Below are 20,869 nucleotides of genomic sequence, written 5' to 3'. Positions count from 1 at the left end.
AAAAAGCGCAATTATTCGCCTTGCTCTCAAACTGATACAGGAATGTTGAATCTGATGTCACTCACCTCTCACAGCTTACTTGCCACCATGGTTGGTCTTGCCCTTAATGGGCCGGCAATGGCAGAAGATGCCACTTATTTACATAAAGATATCAACGATAAACATGCTGTAGCAGAAGATCAAACAACAAAAACAGCCGTTACTGACGATCCTTTAGCTATGGTACGTGGCGTTTGTATTGCACCGAAAGACCGTAAAGAAGACACAAATAATACGCCAATTACCATTGAGGGGGACAATGTTCAAGCTCAACAAGGTCACCAAGCCGTATACACTGGTGATGTTATTGTTAAGCAGGGTACCCGGACGATTGCTGCTGATAAGGTAACACTACAACAAAAACAACAACAAAGAATAGTTACTGCAAAAGGTAATGTTTACTACCACGATGGTGGTATAGAAATGGATGGCAAACAACTCCAGAGTGATCTTAACACCAAAGACTCACAAATGGATGATGCTGTTTATCGTATGACCTGTCAGCCAGGGCGCGGTGAAGCGGAGCAAATCGACAAACGAAATGTTGATGGTACCCAATTTTATAAGATGAAGGATGGTACTTTTACTAGCTGTCCTGAAGGAGATAAAAGCTGGCGTTTTGCTGCAGGCTCTTTGGAGCGCGATGGTGATTCCCCCTTTGCCGATTTGTATAACGCTCGCTTTGAAGTGCTTAATGTACCGGTATTTTATCTACCTTGGTTGCGCATTCCTGTCACAAAAGAGCGTATGACTGGTTTTCTATATCCAACGTTAACCTATGGTTCACGAAATGGTATGGAATACGAAGCACCATTTTATTGGAACATTGCACCAAACTACGACTTAACATTAACACCCAAATACATGAACCACCGTGGTCTTCAAACAACGGCTAAATTCCGCTACCTGAATGAATTAGGTGAAGGTCAAGTTGTTGGTGAGTATATGGGTCATGATAAAAAGGCCGATTTCGCAGATTACCAATTGGAAGACAATAAACCCAATAGTGGAAAGTATTGGGGCTTCCAATGGACGCACAGTGGGATCATTGATGAGAACTGGTTAGTTGATATCGACTACAGCAGAGTCAGTGATTTCAAGTATTTTGAGCGTGGCTTAGATTCCAGTATTGGTGAGCGTGAAGATAATAACCTGCTCCAAACAGCAGAAGTGTCTTACCGTAACTCGAACTGGGATACTATGTTGATGGTCCGTGATTTTCAGCTTTTAAAAGATCCAGAAAATGCTGAGATATCAACAGACAAGCTTTCAGCTTATCGCTTAATGCCTCAACTTTCATCAACTTACTATAAAACTGATCTCGGCTATGGTCTCGATTTTAAAATGCCAATGAGTATCAGTAAGTTTGAGAATAGTACGATAAACAAGCCAGATGCAGATCGTATAATTTTTGAACCGACACTAACGCTTCCTTACGCGACGCCTTGGTGGTCTGTAACAACACAAGCAAAAGTGAACTATGCCCATTACAAGCAAGATAAAAAAGAGTTAGACAAAAAATCTGATTTTGATGCTCTTAAAGATAGTGTTAATCGCGTTGTTCCTGAGTTTCGCGTCAACAGTAGCCTTTATTTTGAGCGTGATACATCCATTTTAGGTAGTCATTATACCCAAAGTTTAGAACCACAAATTCAATACCTTTATGTAAAAGATGTTGACCAAAAAGGTATTTATAACCCATTTGATTATGTCGGTGGCGGCTATGATTCAACTCGTTTACAACAAGACTACTACGGCCTATTTAGCGATCGTACATACAGTGGTAACGACTATATAGCGCCTGCGAACCAGTTCACCGTCGGCGCATCTACCCGCTACTTTGATGAAGATTTTAAGGAACGATTTACCCTATCTATGGGTCAAATCTTCTATATCGACAAACCTGTAAATCAAGGCACCGATAACAAAGAAGCGAAAAGTTATTCAGCAACAGCTGTTGAAACAGAATTTAACCTTGATGATAGTCTGTTCTTAAAAACAGCAATGCAATATGACTCAAGTGAGAATGACATTCAGCAAGGCAATGTGGCTGTTGAATATCGTAACAGCGGGATATTTGTTCAACCGAGCTACCGTTACGTATCAAGTGATTACTTAACAAAATACGTGAGCAACCCGAATACAGAAATCAATGGTAAAAAAGATGGTATTTCACAGGTAGGCTTATCCATTGGCTTCCCTGTTAGTGATAGTGTTGATATTAAAGCTGATTACTACCAAGACATGAATGTTAACAAAATGCTTGAAAGTAAAGTGGGCTTCACCTACTCATCTGCATGTTGGATGATAGGACTGACTTACAATCGTTACGCGAAAGATTCACTATCACAAGATTTTACTGAATACGATAGCAATATCAGCTTCTCATTCAGTTTACTTGGTTTACAAGGTGCCGGACCAACATTCGGTCAATCATCGGATGATGGCGGTAATATTTTGTCTTACGGCGATCCATTCACTCTTAATAATTAATATTTGGGCGACACATGTGTCGCCTTATAACCTGATGGAATATAAATGAAAACGTGGAAGTATTCTGTACTTAGTCTAATGATGATGGGTATGTCAGCAACCAGCATGGCTGCACCTCAGGAACTTGACCAAGTAGTAATGACTGTTAACGACGGTGTGATCTTACAAAGTGATGTGAACGCCATGCTAAAAACGGTTCACCTTAACGCAGCTGAAGAACACCAACAGTTACCGCCTAATAACATTTTACGTCAGCAAGTAATGGATAAACTGATCCTTGAAAACTTACAGCTCCAGCAAGCACAACAGCTAGGGATCCGTATTGATGATAGCCAATTAGATAAAGCAATCGCTGATGTTGCTAAACAACGTAATATGAGCGTAGACCAATTACGCCAAAGCCTTGCTAACGCAGGGATTTCTTACGCGATGTTCCGTGAGCAAATGCGTAACGACATGCTGGCATCTGAGGCACGTAACATTATTGTTCGTAAACGCGTCAACGTTCTGCCACAAGAGGTTGAGTCTTTAGCTAAACAAATGGCCAAACAAACGCAACAAAATGTGCAATACAACATTAGTCAAATTCAAATTCGTGTTGATGAAGATGCGGATAAAGCAGCACGAGATAAAGCAAAACAAGAAGCTGAAGATATTGTTGCTCAACTTAAAAAAGGCGCAAACTTTTCACAACTGGCTTACCGTTACTCAAAAGGGCCTAAAGCTCTGAAAGGGGGCGAATGGGGCTGGATGGGTAAAGCAGAAATGCCAACCGTCTTTGCTGATCAGATTCAAAATAACGGAAAAAATGCGATCATTGGTCCATTCCGAAGTGGCGTTGGCTTCCACATTTTAAAAATCAACGATGTAAAAGGTATGCCGAGTGTATCTGTTGTTGAGGTAAAAGCGCGTCATATTTTGATCAAACCTTCAATGATTCTAAGTGATGCAGCAGCAAAAGCTGAGCTTGAGAAAATTCGTCAAAGTATTATTAGCGGTAAACAAACATTTTCTGCAGCAGCGAAAGCCTACAGTGAAGATCCAGGTTCGGCGGTAAATGGTGGTCAACTAGGCTGGCAAGTACCTAATATGTATGCACCAGCATTCAAAGACAAAGTAGAAACACTACCGGTCGATAAAATCAGTGAACCGTTTAAGTCTTCATTTGGTTGGCACATTGTTGAAGTTGAAGGTCGTCGTAAAGTCGATCGTACAGATGCAGCAATGAAAAACCGCGCGGCACAAATTATCTTTAACCGTAAATTCAATGAAGAGGCACAAACATGGTTACAAGAACTACGTGCAGGTGCTTACATTGAACCAATGAATACAACCAACAATGGCTAAGTAAAGACATGACTAACAAACAACGGATTGCAATCACCCCCGGTGAGCCTGCTGGAATTGGCCCTGATTTAGTCATCGCCTTATGCCAAGAAAATTGGCCGCACCAACTTGTTATTTGTGCTGATGCGCAGGTTATGGTAGAACGTGCGGCTAAATTAGGTTTACCACTAACCATTTTGCCCTATCAACCCGATCAGCCCATCCTGCCACATAAAGCAGGAACAATGACGGTTGCACATATTGATACAACAATTAATGTTGTCGCAGGTACGTTAGATGAACGCAATGGCATGTATGTGCTATCAACATTAAAACGCGCTGCAGAAGGGTGTATGAATGGTGAGTTCGCCGCCGTTGTAACTGGTCCTGTTCATAAAGGGGTCATTAACCGCGCTGGCGTATCATTTAGTGGTCACACTGAATTTTTTGCTCAACAATCTGACACTGCACAAGTTGTTATGATGCTAGCTACCGAGGGATTACGCGTCGCGTTAGTGACAACTCATATCCCTCTAAGTCATGTATCACAAGAAATTACAGAAGACAGATTAAAGCAGGTAATTCGTATTTTACACGTTGATTTAGTCAGTAAATTTGGTATTGAATCTCCAAAAATTTATGTCTGTGGATTAAACCCCCATGCTGGTGAAGATGGTTGTTTAGGGATGGAAGAAATAAATATTATTACTCCTACTCTTGAGCAGTTACGCCAGCAAGAAAACATGGATCTTATCGGCCCTTTACCGGCTGATACTATTTTCCAAGAAAAATATTTAGCTGATGCCGATACGGTATTAGCCATGTATCACGATCAAGGGCTACCGGTGCTGAAATATAAAGGCTTCGGTAAATCAGTTAACATTACGTTAGGATTGCCCTTCATCCGAACTTCAGTAGATCATGGTACCGCACTGGAACTCGCAGGTACCGGACAGGCAGATACAGGTAGCCTTTGGACAGCGCTATCTCACGCCCTAGAATTGGTAGATAAACAAGCATGAGCAGCGATCAAGTCCATCTAGGTCACCGCGCCCGTAAGCGCTTTGGCCAGAACTTTTTGAAAGACCCTTACATCATTGACGGCATAGTGTCATCAATCAACCCATTACCAGGTCAAAACTTGGTAGAGATCGGCCCAGGTCTAGGTGCGATCACCGAACAAGTGGGTAAACTTGTTGATAAATTTACCGTTATCGAGCTAGACCGCGATCTTGCTGAACGCCTTGAAAATCACCCCGATCTAGCGTCTAAGCTAACGATCCACCAAGGTGATGCAATGCGTTTCGACTTCACGCAACTTATTAAAGAAAATAATAAGTTACGTATTTTCGGAAACTTGCCATACAACATTTCAACCCCTTTAATGTTCCACATTTTTGAATTCCACAAAGATGTTGAAGATATGCACTTTATGCTGCAAAAAGAAGTGGTTAACCGTCTTGCGGCAGGTCCAGGAAGTAAAGCATACGGTCGACTAACGGTTATGGCACAATATTACTGCCGTGTGATGCCAGTACTTGAAGTGCCGCCAGAATCTTTTGTACCAGCTCCGAAAGTCGATTCAGCAGTAGTACGTCTAACACCTTACGAAGTGTTACCGTTCCCATGTACCAACCTAAAATGGTTGGATCGTGTATGTCGTGAAGGTTTTAACCAGCGTCGTAAAACAATTCGTAACTGCTATAAAGCACTCTTCACAGCAGAGCAACTTGAAGCACTAGGTGTTAACCCTGGCCACCGCCCAGAAAACATTACTGTTGAACAGTTTGTTGCAATGGCTAACTGGCTTGATGCAAATTACCAAAAAGATGCGAAAGCTTAATTATATTTAAGTGGATGACACAAAAACCCCGATAGCTTCACGGTTATCGGGGTTTTTCTTTATTTGTGGTTGAATGACGCTAAAATGAAAAGAGATTTAAACAAAGGATGTTGTCTGTGAGTATCACTTCTACCCCAACCATCAAATGTCATGTCGTTACTCATTACCTCGATGATCAATCCGAGCCTGAGGATAGTCGCTATGTGTTTTCCTATACCATCACTATTCATAACCTTGGTCGAGGTCAAGCACAATTACTTAAGCGCCACTGGTTGATCACCGATGCCAATGGTAAAAAGCTAGTGATTGATGGTGATGGTGTTGTGGGTAAACAACCCATTATTCAAGCAAGTGATGACTATACCTACACCAGTGGTACAATTATTGATACCCCGCTTGGTGTGATGCAAGGGCATTACATTATGGAAGACGGGGACGGTAATAGCTTTAAAGTTGACATTGCCCCTTTTCGTTTGGCTGTGCCTAACATTATCCACTAGCTTTTTACTTCCACTTTCCTCAATAATGAGAGCAATATGGCAACCTACCTTGTTGGTGATATTCAGGGCTGCTTACCTGATCTAAAAAAACTCCTTGCTCAAGCAAGTTTCGATCCCAAGCACGATCACCTTTGGCTTGCTGGTGACCTTGTCGCGCGTGGTCCTGAATCATTAGAAACATTACGTTTTGTTAAAGCACTAGGTAATAGTGCACAGCTAATCCTCGGCAATCATGATCTCCACCTATTAGCCGCCTCAAATGGCTTCGCACGTTTAAAACCGAGTGATAAAACTCAGGCCATTTTAGACGCTCCAGATAGCCAAGAATTACTCCATTGGCTACGCCATCAACCATTGCTGGCTGAGCATCCTGATTTTCCATTAGTAATGGTGCACGCAGGTATTAGTCCACAATGGTCATTAGCGACGGCACGTCAACAAGCTCGTCGTGTTGAAGAAATCCTCCAGTCTGAACGTTATGTATGGCTATTAGAAAATATGTATGGAGATGGCCCTGATTTTTGGCAAGAAGAACTTAATGAATTAGAGCAGCTTCGCTATACCATCAACAGTTTTACCCGTATGCGCTTTTGCGAGCCTAACGGACGCTTAGATATGCATTGTAAAGTAAAGCCTGGAAATCCTGAAATTGGCAACTTGATCCCCTGGTTTGAAGTAAAGCGTACTGAGCCAATAGAGAAAACCATTATCTTTGGTCATTGGGCGGCGCTCATGGGGCATCAAGATGAGCATTGTATTGGGATTGATACAGGGTGCGTGTGGGGAAACAGTTTAACCATGTTACGCTGGGAAGACAGACAGCGCTTTGTTACCGAATGTCCTATTTATTAAATCTCGCCTCTTTATCTATTCAATAATGCCCACCAGCATGGGCATTATTGAACTGTATAATTAATTGCGTTCAAGTACCATAAAGTCCATCGCATAAGCATTTTTTTCATCTGCTGTATAATGCTCTGAGCTCACTTGATGCCACCCCTCTCCCCATTCAGGGAAACGTGTATCACCGTCTAAGTTCGCATCAATAAAAGTTAAATAGAGGCAAGTCGCTTGTGGTAAACAAGCTTGATAAATACTACCACCACCGATGATCATTAGCTCTTCCACATCACCAGCGGCTTGTTTTGCAGCTTCTATATCTCTCACAACAGTGATCCCTTCGGCATGAAACTCAGGGTTACGGGTGATCACAATGTTATGGCGACCAGGAAGCGGACGACCAATAGACTCAAACGTCTTACGCCCCATTACTACAGGCTTTCCTAAAGTACATTGCTTAAACCAAGCAAAATCAGCGGGTAAATGCCATGGCATCGCATTTTCTTTGCCTATTACTCGATCATGTGCCATTGCGGCGATCATGCTGATCTTCATCTTCAGGAAACTCCTTTTAAATATTTGTGACCCCATAGGTTACACCACTGGTCGACGACGATAAAACAATAATCCCGGCATAGCTAACCCAATGGCTAATGCTGCAACAATAAAGATCGCTTTAAGTAAATTCTCAATCATCACTCCCCATAATTCCATTGAGAAACCACGATGATTAATTTCAACAATCGCAATCATTGCTTTATAAGTAAAAACGCCTGGTACCATCGGAATCATTGCCGCGACAGTAAAAACTTTAGGGTGAGCTAAAAAGCGATGTGACCAATGTACACCGATCATACCAACAAGGGTAGCTGCTGCAAATGTAGCCCACTCAACAGGCATTCCCCAATGCATTAAAAGAAATCGAGTGCCATGCCCTAATGCTCCTCCAATAGCACAATATTTCAGTGCCTTTGGTGGGACATTAAAAACTAATGCAAATCCAACAGCTGGGATCATAGCGAAAAGCATGTCATTGCCTAGCGCCAGCATTAGTGAGATCAGATCATTCATAGTAACCATCCCCACACCCCCAGCACATTCATCGCAGCAACAATACCAATACAAGCGGCAAGTGTTAATAAACTCGCCATCGTCCACCTTGCCAGCCCCATTGAAGGATAACCTTTTACCATATCAGCAACGGCATTGATTAATGGAAACCCCGGTACCAACATCAGTACAGAAGAAGCCATCGCCAAAAAAGGTTTATCACCAATATGATAAACTTGTCCAAAACCTGAAATTAGTGTGGTGACAAAGGCGGTGAAAGCAAAATTAATCAAGGGATTAAAATAACAATGTGCCATCTCTTGGCGAACAAACATACCAATAGATGAGGCTAGGAAAGTCAGGAAAAAAACTGGCCAATCTCCCCCAGCTAAGCGGCTAAAAGAAGCACAAGATAGACCAATCATCATAATCACCAATAAACGGTGATAACGCTGAGGTTGAATCTGTTCTAATTTATGGTGAACATCATGACGATCAAGCAGTCCACGCTCAGTTAAAATACAGATCCGTTGAATATCTGTCACGATCTGCATATTGATCCCACTATCTTGGCAACGTCGCGTGGTCGTAATACAGCTTCCCTGATGACGTGTACTGATCACCATCGAACTAGCAGATAATGATACCTCAACACTTTCAACCCCAAGAGCTAAACCAAGTCGACTAGTCACATCAGCCACTAAGGTACTTTCTGCGCCATGCTGTAAAAGACGTTGACCTGCAGATATCACAAGTCGTGTTATGTCTCTTTGTTCAGACTCTGAGATTTGAGTAAGTATACAGTCCTGATGAATTGCCATTTATCATCCATTAATTTTGCGTGCTTATTATCTCATTAGAGTAGCGAATAACCACTGCTTTCATTTTGATTAAGCACAAAAAAAACCGTACCTCACGGCACGGCTTCTTCTACACAATCAGGCTTGATTATGGCTTGTAAATGATTTCAACATCGTAATCATCTTCATTCCAATCATCCCAATCATCATCGTCGTCTTCATCTTGCGCTTTCTTAATTTGCTCAGCGTGGTAATCATCCCACTTGAAGTCAACTTTATCTTCTTTTTCTTCAGGCTCGTATTTGATCTTAGGCATAGCATCAATCGCTTCCATCAGATCATACGTTAGCTCTTTCGTACCAGTACGGTTTAGTGCAGAAATACTGTAGTATTTATCTTCCCAAGCGAGGGCTTCTAGCACTTCAGTCATTTTCTCTTGCGCTTCTTCTTCATCAAGCAAGTCAGCTTTGTTAAATACAATCCAACGAGGCTTATTGCCTAGCCTATCACTGTATTGCTCAAGCTCATTGATGATGGTGAATGCATTTTCTACCGGATCAGAGCCATCAGCTGGCAGTAGATCAATCATGTGTAGTAATACACGACAACGCTCTAAGTGCTTAAGGAAACGAATACCTAAACCAGCACCGTCTGCCGCACCTTCAATCAGGCCAGGAATATCAGCAACAACGAAATTACGCTCTGCATCAACACGTACAACGCCTAAGCTTGGTACTAACGTAGTGAATGGGTAGTCCGCCACTTTCGGCTTGGCTGCCGATACAGAGCGAATAAAGGTCGATTTACCTGCGTTAGGTAGACCTAACATACCTACATCAGCCAAAAGCAGTAATTCGAGACGAAGATGACGAACTTCACCTAAGCTGCCCATTGTTTTTTGACGAGGTGCGCGGTTTACAGATGATTTAAAACGAGTGTTACCTAGGCCATGGAAACCACCTTTAGCCACCATCACTTTCATGCCGTGTTCAGTCAGATCGGCAATTACTTCACCCGTATCGTCATCAACAGCACGTGTACCCACAGGTACCGTCAGTATTTTATCGGCGCCACGTTTACCGGTACAGTTACCACCACGACCATTTTCACCGCGTTCTGCCGCATGGAAACGTTCAAAACGGTAATCGATCAAGGTATTAAAGTTTTCATCAGCAAATAGGTACACGTCACCGCCGTCACCACCATCGCCGCCATCAGGACCGCCTTTGGGAATGTACTTCTCAGTACGAAAACTTACTACGCCGTTACCACCGTCACCGGCATCAACTTTGATAGTTGCTTCATCTATAAACTTCATTCTTTTCTCCGCACTGTGGCGTTTAACATACAGCCATGATTACGAACACATCATGGCGTAGTAATTATTGTCATCGACCTAGATTATTTGTGCTGGCGAATAAATTTATGGCCTATAGCACAGCATATCGCACCACTTACCACCACCATTGCACCAAGATAACCCCAGATGTTCAACGTTACTGACGCAACGTATTGTGGCAAAGCAAGGCTCGCAAGATCGACAAATAATATCGTAAACAAAGGAGTCAGTGTGATCACTGCACTCACTTGTGAGGCCTGCCAGCGTGACATCGCTTCAGCGAAAGCACCGTAGCCAACAAGCGTATTAATACAACAGAATGCCAACATCGCAAGTTGACGATTATCCATTACGTAGATTTGTTCTGGTTGTGCCATTGGCGTTAGGATCAAAGCACAGATCACATAGATCATCAGCAAAATTTGTGCTGAGGAAAATTGCTTTAATAACCACTTCTGTGCAAGGCCATATATCACCCACACAATAGCAGCCGCCACAGCTAAACTCACACCTAAAGTATAACCAGAAAAACTGGTAAATAACTCAATTAAGCGTTCGTTAAAAAACAGTAATAAGCCAGCCAATAAACAAGTCACACCAATAATCTGGTGCTTAGCAAGCTTTTCTTTAAATACCCATGCACTAGCGACCAATAAACCAACAGGGGCTAATTGAATAATAACTTGTACAACCGGTGGATTAAGGTATTTAAGCGAACTATTAAATAAGACGAAGTTACCGGCAAGGCCAATGCTTGCAATCAGTAGCACCAGCCCACCAGCTCGGCCAAGATTTAAAATTGTTGGTAATTTCTTTTTCCAACTGAGTAATAGGCCTAAGCCAATAGACGCAGTAATAAAGCGATACCAAACAATGGTAAAAGGGTCCATCACTTCGACAGCTTGTTTCATCGCAATGGGCAACGCGCCCCAAAAGACAGCCGTTGTTAGTGCAAGGAAAAAACCGATCATCGGGCCACGATCTTGCATAAACCCTCCAGATATAAAAAGCCCCGCCAATAGGCAGGGCTTTAATCTTCGTGTCAAAGTTGAATATTATTCAGCTTCGATAGATACGAATTTACGGTTCTTAGGACCTTTAACTTCGAACTTCACTTTACCATCAGATAGAGCAAATAGAGTGTGGTCTTTACCTAGGCCAACATTGTTGCCTGCGTGGAACTTAGTACCACGTTGACGAACGATAATGTTACCTGCTAGAACTGATTCGCCACCAAAACGCTTAACACCTAGGCGTTTGCTTTCTGAATCGCGACCGTTATTAGTAGAACCGCCAGCTTTTTTGTGTGCCATCTTTAAATTCTCCTGTTATTAAGCGCTGATGCCAGTAATTTTGACTTCAGTGAACCACTGACGGTGGCCCATTTGCTTACGAGAGTGCTTACGACGACGGAACTTAACGATTTTAACTTTATCGCCACGACCGTGAGTAACAACTTCAGCAGTTACTTTACCGCCAGCCACAAAAGGTGCGCCTACAGATACTTCTTCGCCGTTAGCTACTAAAAGTACTGAGTCAAATTCAATGCTAGCGCCAGTTTCAGCGTCTAGTTTTTCTAAGCGTAAGGTTTGGCCTTCGCTTACACGGTGTTGTTTACCACCACTTTGGAAAACAGCGTACATGTCTTACTCCGCTTGTCCGCATAGGCCATTTGCCGCATAAAAAAGGCAATGGGTATGCGCTTAATCTTGTCATCAATAGGGCGCGAATGTTACGCGAAAAGAGTTATTCTGGCAAGCCATTATGGAAATAAAATTGATGAAAAGCTGTTCAACAAAAAAAGTCTTTGAAATAGCGCACGTTGGGGTTATGACGATAGAACTATTTTAGTGTAAGATTCGATAAACCATTCGAATCACTTTTCCGCCCTACGTGGCCAACAATCTTGCTGGATGTATTAATGGATTTCAAAGCTATCCAAGCGCTCACCGCCAACGATATGGCCGAGGTCGACGCGAAGATACAAGCACAACTTAACTCAGAGGTTGTGCTTATCAATCAACTAGGTTTCTACATTGTTAGTAGTGGTGGCAAGCGTCTACGCCCAATGCTGGCTGTTTTAGCAGCACGAGCTTTGGGTTATGACGGTGATAAACACACTACAGCTGCTGCTTTTATTGAATTTATTCATACAGCAACATTATTGCACGATGATGTTGTCGATGAATCAAATATGCGTCGCGGTAAAGAAACGGCTAACGCAGCGTTTGGTAATGCAGCCAGTGTTTTAGTCGGTGACTACATTTACACACGTTCATTTCAAATGATGACAAGCCTACGATCGTTAAAGATCCTCGACATCATGAGTGAAGCAACCAATGTGATCGCTGAAGGTGAAGTTCTACAATTAATGAATTGTAATGATCCTAACACCACCGAAGATAGCTACATGCAAGTTATCTATTCAAAAACAGCACGCTTGTTTGAAGCTTCAACTCAAATCGCAGCCATTATTGCCCAAGCACCAGCTGAAATTGAGTTAGCACTTCAAGAATACGGTCGTTATTTAGGCACTGCATTCCAACTTATCGACGATGTATTAGATTACATCGCAGATGGTAAAGAAATGGGGAAAAACGTCGGTGACGATTTAGCAGAAGGTAAACCAACCTTACCATTGCTCCATGCTATGAATCATGGTAATGCAGAGCAATCAACCATGATTCGCGAAGCTATTGAAAAAGCAAATGGGATGGAAAAGCTTGATGCTATTTTAGCTGCTATGCACGAGCATGGCTCACTAGAGTACACTCAACAACGTGCAGAAGAAGAAGCAGAGAAAGCCATTGCAGCTTTAGCACCTATTGCAGATTCTCAGTACAAAGAAGCCTTAGTTGCACTAGCTCACATGGCTGTACAGCGTAATAAATAAGCCTTCGGTTAACTATCATAGAACCTGCTATTTTATCAGGTTTTTTTATATCTAAAAATCAGATAGTCTCGATGATCTATAATTGATATTAGTTTATTTCTTTTGCTGGTAATAAGTAGGAGTGAATAATGGAGATAACCCAATTAAAGATTGGTATGTGGGTAGAGTCATTACATGGCGTGGGAAAAGTGATCGGCATTGATCAACAAAACAACGCAGTGATCATTGAACATAAAAACGATCATCAACTTCGTTCCATTGAATGCAACGAGATCATTGATCAACCACAACTTCACACAGGCTGTGATCGTTACTATTAAAAAAGATTTCTCGCAAACAATAAAAAAGCGGCTTAATCGCCGCTTTTTCTTATCCTACTCTTTTAAGCTGGTTACTTTGCAGCGAACTCTTCGCCTAAAGTAATATCGCCTTTAAGCGTATCTAACATACTTTCCATCGCTGATTGCTCAAAGTCACTTAATGAACCGTAATCCATTACTTCTTCAATACCATCTTTACCTAATAATACAGGCTGAGCGAAGAAACGTGCATGTTGACCATCACCTTCAACGTAAGCACATTCAACAACACCTTGCTCACCTTGTAATGCACGTACTAGCGCTAAACCGAAACGACATGCAGCTTGGCCCATAGACAAGGTTGCTGAACCACCACCCGCTTTTGCTTCAACAACTTCTGTACCTGCATTTTGAATACGTGGTGTTAACGCTTTTACTTCTTCATCTGTAAACTCAACGCCTTCAACTTGTGATAGCAATGGTAAAATAGTCACTCCTGAGTGACCACCAATTACTGGAACACTAATATCACAAGGCGATTTATCTTTTAATTCAGCAACAAACGTCTCAGAGCGGATAACATCAAGTGTTGTAATACCGAACAGCTTACGCTTATTGTATACACCTGCTTTTTTAAGTACATCAGCAGCAATAGGCACTGTTGTGTTCACAGGATTGGTAATAATACCAACACAAGCATCAGGGCATACTACAGCAATTTTCTCTGCTAGTGATTTAACAATACCAGCATTTACATTGAAAAGATCAGCGCGATCCATACCCGGTTTTCGCGCTACACCTGCAGAAATAAGGACTACGTCAGCGCCTTCTAATGCTGGAGTAGGATCTTCACCTGCATAACCTTTAATAGTTACAGGGGTCGGGATATGACTAAGATCGGCTGCAACACCAGGTGTTACTGGTGCAATATCATATAGAGCAAGATCTGAACCTGCTGGAAGATGGTTTTTTAATAGCAGAGCAAGAGCTTGACCTATACCACCAGCAGCGCCAATTACAGCAACTTTCATGTTCGTTCTCCTTTACGATAGAAGTATATTTTTTTTATTAATACATCTTACTTACGCCAATTTTCATTGTATAAGATAAGAATAATAAAGGGACGTTATAGCAAGCTGATAACAAATACAATCTTCAGCCTCACGCTTTGCGAAGTTGCGCAGAAACCCCCTTTTTGTGATTCGATCTTGTCACAACAAAAACAACTTTAATGCAAAAATGTGAGAATTTAAGCAGTTAAGAAATGATGTTCTCTAATTAAAACAAAGACAAAGATTATTACTTACCTTATGCTGTTCATTAACACCTGATAATACAAAAATCAGATTTCATGCAGTTTGTTTGCTACTTAGTGATAGGTTATGCAAAAATACCTCACCTCATCTCTGTAGATAATATTTATTTATGCGAAATTCAGATAAACAAGAACGCTTAGTAAAAGCGTTTAAACTAATTCTAAAAGAAGAAAAATTCAGTTCTCAAGGTGAGATTGTTGATACATTGAAAGCGCAAGGTTTCGATAATATCAACCAGTCTAAAGTTTCTCGTATGCTGACGAAATTCGGCGCAGTACGTACACGCAATGCAAAAATGGAAATGGTGTATTGTTTACCTGTTGAACTCGGTGTACCCACAACAAGCAGTCCATTAAAAGATCTTGTCATGGATGTTGGCTATAACAGCGCACTTGTTGTTATTCACACAGGTCCTGGTGCTGCGCAAGTGATTGCTCGCTTATTAGATTCTTTAGGTAAAGCCGAGGGTATCCTTGGCGTAGTTGCAGGTGATGATACGATCTTCATTACACCAACTAGCAGCGTTACTACAGAAGAGCTTTACGATTCTGTTTGTGAGCTATTTGATTACAGCAAGTAATATATGGGGTCTATTTATTTTCATCATTGAGTGACATATCAAATAGACCCGGCTCTTCCCCTACTTTATCCCCTACCTCTAACTATTATTACTTACTCAAGTTTGTCTCTTTTCATTATGCTTATTGCTTAATTTGAGTGGTGGAGCACAGTCAAAAAAACCTCAGACCATCGACATTTGTTATAATAAATAGCAAAAATATTCTTTAATACGCACACATTCGTATCCATTAGCCATCATGATTAGAAAGGATTCATTCATGACATTAAATAAAAAAATGGTGCTTGGGCTATTTAGTTTAAGTTGTTATTTCATCGCATCGATAGCATACGCTCAACGTTTTATCACAATAGGTACAGGACCTATCAATGGTGTTTATTACCCTGCCGGCGGTGCTATTTGTAAATTAGTAAATCAAGGACGACTGCAACATAATTTACGTTGTTTGGTTGAATCAACAACAGGCTCTATCTACAACATCAATAAACTCAAAGATAAAGAATTTGAATTTAGTGTTGTTCAATCTGATTGGCAATTTCATGGCTATAACGGCACTAGCCAGTTTAAAGATCAAGGTCCTTACAGCAAAATGAGAGCTATCTTTTCAATGCATGATGAACCTTTTAATATTATTGTTCGTGAAGATTCAGGAATAAATCGTCTTGATGATCTTAAAGGAAAACGGATCAATATTGGTGAATCAGGATCAGGCGATCGAGCGACAATGGAAATTGTTATGGATAGCCTTGGTTGGACGCATTCTGATTTTAAGCTAATCTCGATCCCTGCCGCGGAACGCTCAGAAGCATTATGTAATAACGAAATTGATGCTTATATTTATCTTGTTGGTCACCCTAACGGGGCAATAAAAGAAGCCGCAGTCTATTGTAATGCTAAATTAATTCCGACCACGGGGACAAATATCGAAAAGATCATTGCAGATCATCCTTTTTATACCAAATCAATAACTCCGCACAGTTTTTATAAAGGGATTAAAGATACGACTGAAAGCTTTGGCGTGTCAGCAACATTAATTTCAAGTACAGATGTCTCTGAAGAAACCGTTTATGCATTAACAAAATCAATTTTTAGTAATTTTGATACTTTTAAAAGGCTTCACCCTGCTTTTGCCAATTTAACTAAGGTAGGCATGCTCCAAAACGGGTTATCGATTCCTTTCCATCCAGGCGCTATTCGTTATTATCAAGAAGCTGGATTTCTGCCCCCTAATGAGCAATATTAAAAAGCCCGTAAGATTAATTACGGGCTTAAATATTTAACATTATGTGCGCTGATCATATCCCCATCGAGGGACTAAACCTTGCTTAACACCTAAATGATCCAAGATTCTTGCGACCATAAAATCAATTAAATCATCAATCGATTGTGGTTGATGATAAAAACCAGGTGCGGCAGGCATGATAGTCACCCCAAGCTGAGAAAGTTTGAGCATATTTTCTAAATGTATAGTCGAAAATGGTGTTTCACGTACCACCAGTACCAATTGACCACGTTCTTTAATCACTACATCAGCAGCACGCTCAATCAAATTATCTGACATGCCATAAGCAATAGAAGCTAAAGAGCCAGCCGAACATGGGCAAACAACCATTTGCTTCGGTGCTGCAGAGCCAGACGCGACAGGAGAAAACCAATCATCTTTACCACAAACAGTTAATTTATCAGCATTACCCTGTAGGTGAGCTGCTAATTGCTCTCGTGCTTTATCAGGCGATGCTGATAGTTTCAAACCATGCTCTGTCGCTAAAACCACACGTGCCGCGGATGAAATCAACAAAAACACCTGGTAGTCAGCTGCCAATAAACATTCTAATAAACGTAGTCCGTAAGGTGCACCCGATGCGCCTGTCCATGCTAGCGTTATACGTTTATCTGTCATTACGTTTTCCTATTATTTAGCTAGTGCTGCCAATAACTTATCATGAATACCACCAAAACCACCGTTACTCATCACTAAAATGGTATCGCCAGGTTGTGCTTTGCTTGTAATGTTATTGACCAAATCATCTAAATCCGCACTGCAATAAGCAGGCTGTGAACATTGCTCGGCAATCTCTTCTACTGACCATGGAATATTTGGCGGTTGGAAGAAAAAAACTTGATCTGCAGCATGCAAAGAAGGCGCAAGATCATCTTTATGTACCCCTAACTTCATGGTGTTAGAACGCGGTTCTAATACGGCTAAAATACGCGATTGGTTCACCTTTGCACGCAACCCGCCTAACGTTAGCTCAATAGCAGTTGGATGATGAGCAAAATCATCATAAACCGTTACACCATTGACTTCGCCTTTAAGCTCTAGACGACGCTTAGTATTAATAAATTTAGCTAAGGCTTCACATGCAAGATCTGGTGTAACCCCAACATGGCGTGCCGCACCGATTGCCATTAAGGCATTATTAACATTGTGATCGCCCACTAAAGGCCAATGCACCGTACCTACAATATCGCTATCTAAATACACATCAAATACGCTGCCATCGGCATGGTGCTTTTCAGCTCGCCAGTGTCCATCACCGCCAATATATTCCAATTCACTCCAGCAGCCCATCTCTAGCGTTTCATCAATATTTTTCACACCTTTTGGCGCTAAAATACGACCATTACCAGGCACTGTACGTACGAGATGATGGAACTGACGTTGGATAGCTTTAAGATCATCGAAAATATCAGCATGATCAAATTCCAAATTATTCATGATCAAGGTTCTAGGGTGGTAATGTACGAACTTCGAACGCTTATCAAAAAAAGCACTGTCATATTCATCAGCTTCAACCACGAAGAACATGCTTTCCCCTAAACGCGCTGAAATACCGAAGTTCCCCAGCACACCACCGACTAAAAAACCCGGCTGATAACCACAATCTTCCAAAATCCACGCCAACATGCTTGCTGTTGTTGTTTTACCGTGTGTACCCGATACCGCCATTACCCAACGATCATGTAATAAATACTCTTGTAGCCATTGTGGGCCTGAGGTGTAACGTAGATTGCTGTTAAGGACATACTCAACACAAGGGTTACCACGGCTCATTGCATTACCAATCACCACGAGATCAGGGGCTGGATCTAGTTGTTTTGGATCATACCCTTGGATAATTTTAATACCTTGTGCTTCTAACATGGTACTCATCGGTGGATACACATTGGCGTCAGAGCCAGTGACTTTATGGCCTAACTGCCTTGCAAGCATTGCAGCACCGCCCATGAATGTACCGCAAACACCTAAAATATGAATATGCATTGCTGCTGGCTCCGTGATTAATTCGGTTAGTTTCACGCTTTAGCGTTACTTCGTTACCATAAAAAAGATCTTTATATACAATTTCTTATATAACAAAAAACATGAGTTAGCACTTCATCTCATCCACAGATGAGTTTATCAAGTGCTATATTCTACTCTCTTCACCCGATTATATGACAACATGATGAAAGGATTGTTTATGACTGATATTAGAACGCTTGGTGAATTCATTGTCGAGAAACAGAGTGACTTTCCTCATGCAAGTGGCGAGCTTTCATCCCTATTAGGGTCAATCAAACTCGCAGCTAAAATCGTCAACCGAGAAATTAACAAAGCAGGATTAGTCGATATTACAGGTACTGTCGGCGAGAACAACATCCAAGGCGAAGAGCAACAAAAGCTCGATGTCTATGCCAACGATAAATTTAAAGCCGCTCTTGAAGCAAGAGATCAAGTCTGTGGTATTGCGAGTGAAGAAGAAGATGAAGCGGTTGGATTTGATAAACCATTAAATTTGAATGCAAAATACGTTGTTTTAATGGACCCTCTCGATGGTTCATCTAATATTGATGTAAACGTCTCTGTGGGAACGATATTTTCCATTTATCGTCGCGTTTCTCCTGTAGGCTCTCCTCCTACAAAAGAAGATTTTCTACAAACCGGTAACCAGCAAGTTGCTGCTGGATATGTCATTTATGGTTCATCCACAATGCTTGTTTATACCACAGGCAATGGTGTTCATGGTTTTACCTATGATCCCTCATTAGGTAGCTTTTGTCTCTCACATGAAAATATGACCATTCCGCAAGATGGCGTCATTTACTCAATTAACGAAGGTAATTACATTCGTTTTCCTACCGGTGTAAAGCAATACATTAAATATTGCCAAGAAGCCGTACCTGAAGAAAAAAGGCCTTACACATCACGCTATATAGGCTCCTTAGTCGCTGACTTTCATCGTAATTTATTAAAAGGTGGCATTTACCTCTACCCAAGTACTGCCAGTTACCCTAACGGAAAACTACGCCTTCTTTATGAATGTAACCCAATGGCATTTATTATCGAGCAGGCCGGCGGTAAAGCAACGGATGGTTTTCAACGTATACTTGATATTGAGCCAACAGAGCTACACCAGCGCGTACCATTTTTTGTTGGTTCAACCAATATGGTCGAAAAAGTCGAAAGTCTATTACGCGACTATCCAGAAAACTAAGTGTTAACTCGATACATGTCGCGCATTTAAAGGTGCAATACATCAACGACGATGATTTGCTTTTGTTTTTGTTTACATTCATTATAATTTCAACAAACAACAACATTTCATTAACCTTAGAAGGAATTAGTCATGAGCCTTAATCAGGTCCCTGCTGGCAAGGATATCCCAGAAGATATTTACGTTGTTATTGAAATCCCTGCAAACGCAGATCCGATTAAATACGAAGTAGACAAAGACACTGGTGCGATTTTTGTTGACCGTTTTATGTCTAGCCCAATGTTTTATCCGTGTAACTATGGTTACGTTAACCACACGCTATCGCTTGACGGTGATCCGGTTGATGTACTCGTACCTACGCCACATCCACTCGTTCCGGGCGCAGTGATCCGCTGTCGTCCTGTTGGCGTATTGAAGATGACTGATGAGTCTGGTGAAGATGCAAAAATCGTTGCCGTACCTCACAGTAAACTAAGTAAAGAATATGATCACATCCAAGATGTAAATGATCTACCTGAATTACTTAAAGCACAAATCACTCACTTCTTCGAGCGCTACAAAGAGCTTGAACCAAACAAGTGGGTAAAAGTTGAAGGATGGGATAATGCAGAAGCAGCAAAAGCTGAAATTCTAACTTCCTTTGAACGCGCTCAAAAAAAGTAATTAGCTAATAACACTTATTACTTATTAATAGCGGTAAAATATAATGAAAAATAAACGTGGTTTACTCGCGGTATTTTTAACTTTATTTACCGCTATATCTTTTGCTAAAAATATTAGCTCAAATGAATTTTGGCAATTAGCGCAAGCACATAATTCTATCATCGTTGACGTAAGAACAGCCGATGAATTTGCCGTAGGACATATTCCATATGCTGTTAATATTCCGTTTGAACAGATCGCTTCAATTTCAAAATATTTGATAGACCAATCCAAACCGATATTACTCTACTGCCGCTCAGGCAGACGTGCTGAAATAGCAGAAGCTGAGTTATATTCCCTTGGCTATAAAAACACATTTAACGGTATGAGTTACCAACTACTCCTCCAGACGAAACCGAAGGACTAATCTC

General features: G+C 41.4%; 23 protein-coding genes. 13 read left to right on the top strand and 10 right to left on the bottom strand.

Going from position 1 to position 20,869, the window contains the following annotated elements; all coding sequences use genetic code 11:
- Nucleotides 1-54: 54 nt before the first annotated feature.
- The 6 genes from lptD (at nucleotide 55) to SKA34_RS13270 (ending at nucleotide 7,053) form a co-directional block, all read left to right on the top strand.
- The gene (lptD, locus tag SKA34_RS13295) at nucleotides 55-2,532 is read left to right on the top strand and encodes an LPS assembly protein LptD (RefSeq protein WP_006646052.1); all 2,478 of its coding nucleotides are present in this window, start codon (nucleotides 55-57) and stop codon (nucleotides 2,530-2,532) included.
- A gap of 45 nt (nucleotides 2,533-2,577) precedes the next feature.
- Complete coding sequence (surA, locus tag SKA34_RS13290) at nucleotides 2,578-3,879, top strand: peptidylprolyl isomerase SurA (RefSeq protein ID WP_006646051.1); 1,302 nt, start codon at nucleotides 2,578-2,580, stop codon at nucleotides 3,877-3,879.
- Between the two features lie 8 nt (nucleotides 3,880-3,887).
- Nucleotides 3,888-4,880, top strand: coding sequence for a 4-hydroxythreonine-4-phosphate dehydrogenase PdxA (gene pdxA / locus SKA34_RS13285; protein WP_006646050.1), 993 nt, complete (start codon nucleotides 3,888-3,890; stop codon nucleotides 4,878-4,880).
- Entirely contained in the window at nucleotides 4,877-5,701 is an 825-nt protein-coding gene (gene rsmA, locus SKA34_RS13280; RefSeq protein ID WP_006646049.1) for a 16S rRNA (adenine(1518)-N(6)/adenine(1519)-N(6))-dimethyltransferase RsmA, read from the top strand. The genes pdxA and rsmA overlap by 4 nt, the downstream gene beginning before the upstream one ends.
- A gap of 116 nt (nucleotides 5,702-5,817) precedes the next feature.
- Complete coding sequence (gene apaG / locus SKA34_RS13275; protein WP_006646048.1) at nucleotides 5,818-6,201, top strand: Co2+/Mg2+ efflux protein ApaG; 384 nt, start codon at nucleotides 5,818-5,820, stop codon at nucleotides 6,199-6,201.
- A gap of 36 nt (nucleotides 6,202-6,237) precedes the next feature.
- Complete coding sequence (locus SKA34_RS13270) at nucleotides 6,238-7,053, top strand: symmetrical bis(5'-nucleosyl)-tetraphosphatase (protein WP_006646047.1); 816 nt, start codon at nucleotides 6,238-6,240, stop codon at nucleotides 7,051-7,053.
- Nucleotides 7,054-7,113: 60 nt separating this feature from the next.
- Here the strand turns inward: SKA34_RS13270 and folA are convergent, their stop codons facing one another.
- The 7 genes from folA to rplU all read right to left on the bottom strand — a co-directional run bounded on the left by folA (nucleotide 7,114) and on the right by rplU (nucleotide 11,873).
- The gene (gene folA / locus SKA34_RS13265; protein WP_006646046.1) at nucleotides 7,114-7,596 is read right to left on the bottom strand and encodes a type 3 dihydrofolate reductase; all 483 of its coding nucleotides are present in this window, start codon (nucleotides 7,594-7,596) and stop codon (nucleotides 7,114-7,116) included.
- Nucleotides 7,597-7,635: 39 nt separating this feature from the next.
- Nucleotides 7,636-8,112 carry a threonine/serine exporter family protein gene (locus tag SKA34_RS13260; protein WP_006646045.1) on the bottom strand — a complete coding sequence of 159 codons (477 nt, stop codon included), beginning with the start codon at nucleotides 8,110-8,112 and terminating at the stop codon, nucleotides 7,636-7,638.
- Entirely contained in the window at nucleotides 8,109-8,912 is an 804-nt protein-coding gene (locus SKA34_RS13255) for a threonine/serine exporter ThrE family protein (protein WP_006646044.1), read from the bottom strand. Before SKA34_RS13255 ends, SKA34_RS13260 begins: the two co-directional genes overlap by 4 nt.
- A 127-nt stretch (nucleotides 8,913-9,039) precedes the next feature.
- Complete coding sequence (gene cgtA, locus SKA34_RS13250; protein ID WP_006646043.1) at nucleotides 9,040-10,209, bottom strand: Obg family GTPase CgtA; 1,170 nt, start codon at nucleotides 10,207-10,209, stop codon at nucleotides 9,040-9,042.
- An 83-nt stretch (nucleotides 10,210-10,292) separates the two neighbouring features.
- Entirely contained in the window at nucleotides 10,293-11,219 is a 927-nt protein-coding gene (locus tag SKA34_RS13245) for a DMT family transporter (protein ID WP_006646042.1), read from the bottom strand.
- Between the two features lie 66 nt (nucleotides 11,220-11,285).
- Nucleotides 11,286-11,543 (bottom strand): 50S ribosomal protein L27, encoded by a 258-nt coding sequence (gene rpmA / locus SKA34_RS13240; RefSeq protein WP_005369901.1) that lies wholly within the window; start codon nucleotides 11,541-11,543, stop codon nucleotides 11,286-11,288.
- 18 nt (nucleotides 11,544-11,561) lie between these two features.
- The gene (gene rplU, locus SKA34_RS13235; protein ID WP_005369904.1) at nucleotides 11,562-11,873 is read right to left on the bottom strand and encodes a 50S ribosomal protein L21; all 312 of its coding nucleotides are present in this window, start codon (nucleotides 11,871-11,873) and stop codon (nucleotides 11,562-11,564) included.
- A gap of 278 nt (nucleotides 11,874-12,151) precedes the next feature.
- On the opposite strand from rplU, the gene ispB reads away from it, so the two are divergent.
- Together ispB and SKA34_RS13225 are read left to right on the top strand one after the other, a co-directional pair.
- Nucleotides 12,152-13,123: an octaprenyl diphosphate synthase gene (ispB, locus tag SKA34_RS13230; protein WP_006646041.1), complete on the top strand. Its 972-nt coding sequence runs from the start codon at nucleotides 12,152-12,154 to the stop codon at nucleotides 13,121-13,123.
- Nucleotides 13,124-13,251: 128 nt separating this feature from the next.
- Nucleotides 13,252-13,443, top strand: a complete 192-nt coding sequence (locus SKA34_RS13225) for a hypothetical protein (protein ID WP_006646040.1) — start codon at nucleotides 13,252-13,254, stop codon at nucleotides 13,441-13,443.
- Between the two features lie 71 nt (nucleotides 13,444-13,514).
- On the opposite strand, the gene mdh is transcribed toward SKA34_RS13225, so the two are convergent.
- Nucleotides 13,515-14,453, bottom strand: a complete 939-nt coding sequence (mdh, locus tag SKA34_RS13220) for a malate dehydrogenase (protein ID WP_006646039.1) — start codon at nucleotides 14,451-14,453, stop codon at nucleotides 13,515-13,517.
- Between the two features lie 394 nt (nucleotides 14,454-14,847).
- Here mdh and argR point away from each other — a divergent pair, with 394 nt between their 5' ends.
- Nucleotides 14,848-15,318, top strand: a complete 471-nt coding sequence (gene argR, locus SKA34_RS13215) for a transcriptional regulator ArgR (RefSeq protein WP_006646038.1) — start codon at nucleotides 14,848-14,850, stop codon at nucleotides 15,316-15,318.
- A 259-nt stretch (nucleotides 15,319-15,577) separates the two neighbouring features.
- Nucleotides 15,578-16,561, top strand: a complete 984-nt coding sequence (locus SKA34_RS13210) for a TAXI family TRAP transporter solute-binding subunit (RefSeq protein WP_006646037.1) — start codon at nucleotides 15,578-15,580, stop codon at nucleotides 16,559-16,561.
- Nucleotides 16,562-16,600: 39 nt separating this feature from the next.
- On the opposite strand, the gene SKA34_RS13205 is transcribed toward SKA34_RS13210, so the two are convergent.
- Nucleotides 16,601-17,218, bottom strand: coding sequence for a flavin prenyltransferase UbiX (locus SKA34_RS13205; protein ID WP_006646036.1), 618 nt, complete (start codon nucleotides 17,216-17,218; stop codon nucleotides 16,601-16,603).
- Nucleotides 17,219-17,230: 12 nt separating this feature from the next.
- A complete protein-coding gene (mpl, locus tag SKA34_RS13200) occupies nucleotides 17,231-18,583 on the bottom strand; it encodes a UDP-N-acetylmuramate:L-alanyl-gamma-D-glutamyl-meso-diaminopimelate ligase (protein WP_039860666.1) in 1,353 nt (450 codons plus the stop codon).
- A gap of 199 nt (nucleotides 18,584-18,782) precedes the next feature.
- Between mpl and fbp the strand changes: the two genes are divergently transcribed.
- The 3 genes from fbp to SKA34_RS13185 all read left to right on the top strand — a co-directional run bounded on the left by fbp (nucleotide 18,783) and on the right by SKA34_RS13185 (nucleotide 20,865).
- The gene (gene fbp / locus SKA34_RS13195; protein ID WP_006646034.1) at nucleotides 18,783-19,796 is read left to right on the top strand and encodes a class 1 fructose-bisphosphatase; all 1,014 of its coding nucleotides are present in this window, start codon (nucleotides 18,783-18,785) and stop codon (nucleotides 19,794-19,796) included.
- A 132-nt stretch (nucleotides 19,797-19,928) separates the two neighbouring features.
- Complete coding sequence (gene ppa / locus SKA34_RS13190) at nucleotides 19,929-20,459, top strand: inorganic diphosphatase (RefSeq protein WP_005369923.1); 531 nt, start codon at nucleotides 19,929-19,931, stop codon at nucleotides 20,457-20,459.
- 43 nt (nucleotides 20,460-20,502) lie between these two features.
- Nucleotides 20,503-20,865 (top strand): rhodanese-like domain-containing protein, encoded by a 363-nt coding sequence (locus tag SKA34_RS13185; protein WP_006646033.1) that lies wholly within the window; start codon nucleotides 20,503-20,505, stop codon nucleotides 20,863-20,865.
- Nucleotides 20,866-20,869 lie beyond the last annotated feature (4 nt).

Source organism: Photobacterium sp. SKA34 (genome assembly GCF_000153325.1).
In the GTDB taxonomy this organism is placed as follows: Bacteria; Pseudomonadota; Gammaproteobacteria; order Enterobacterales; family Vibrionaceae; genus Photobacterium.
This window is presented reverse-complemented; position numbering and strand designations above follow the sequence as displayed.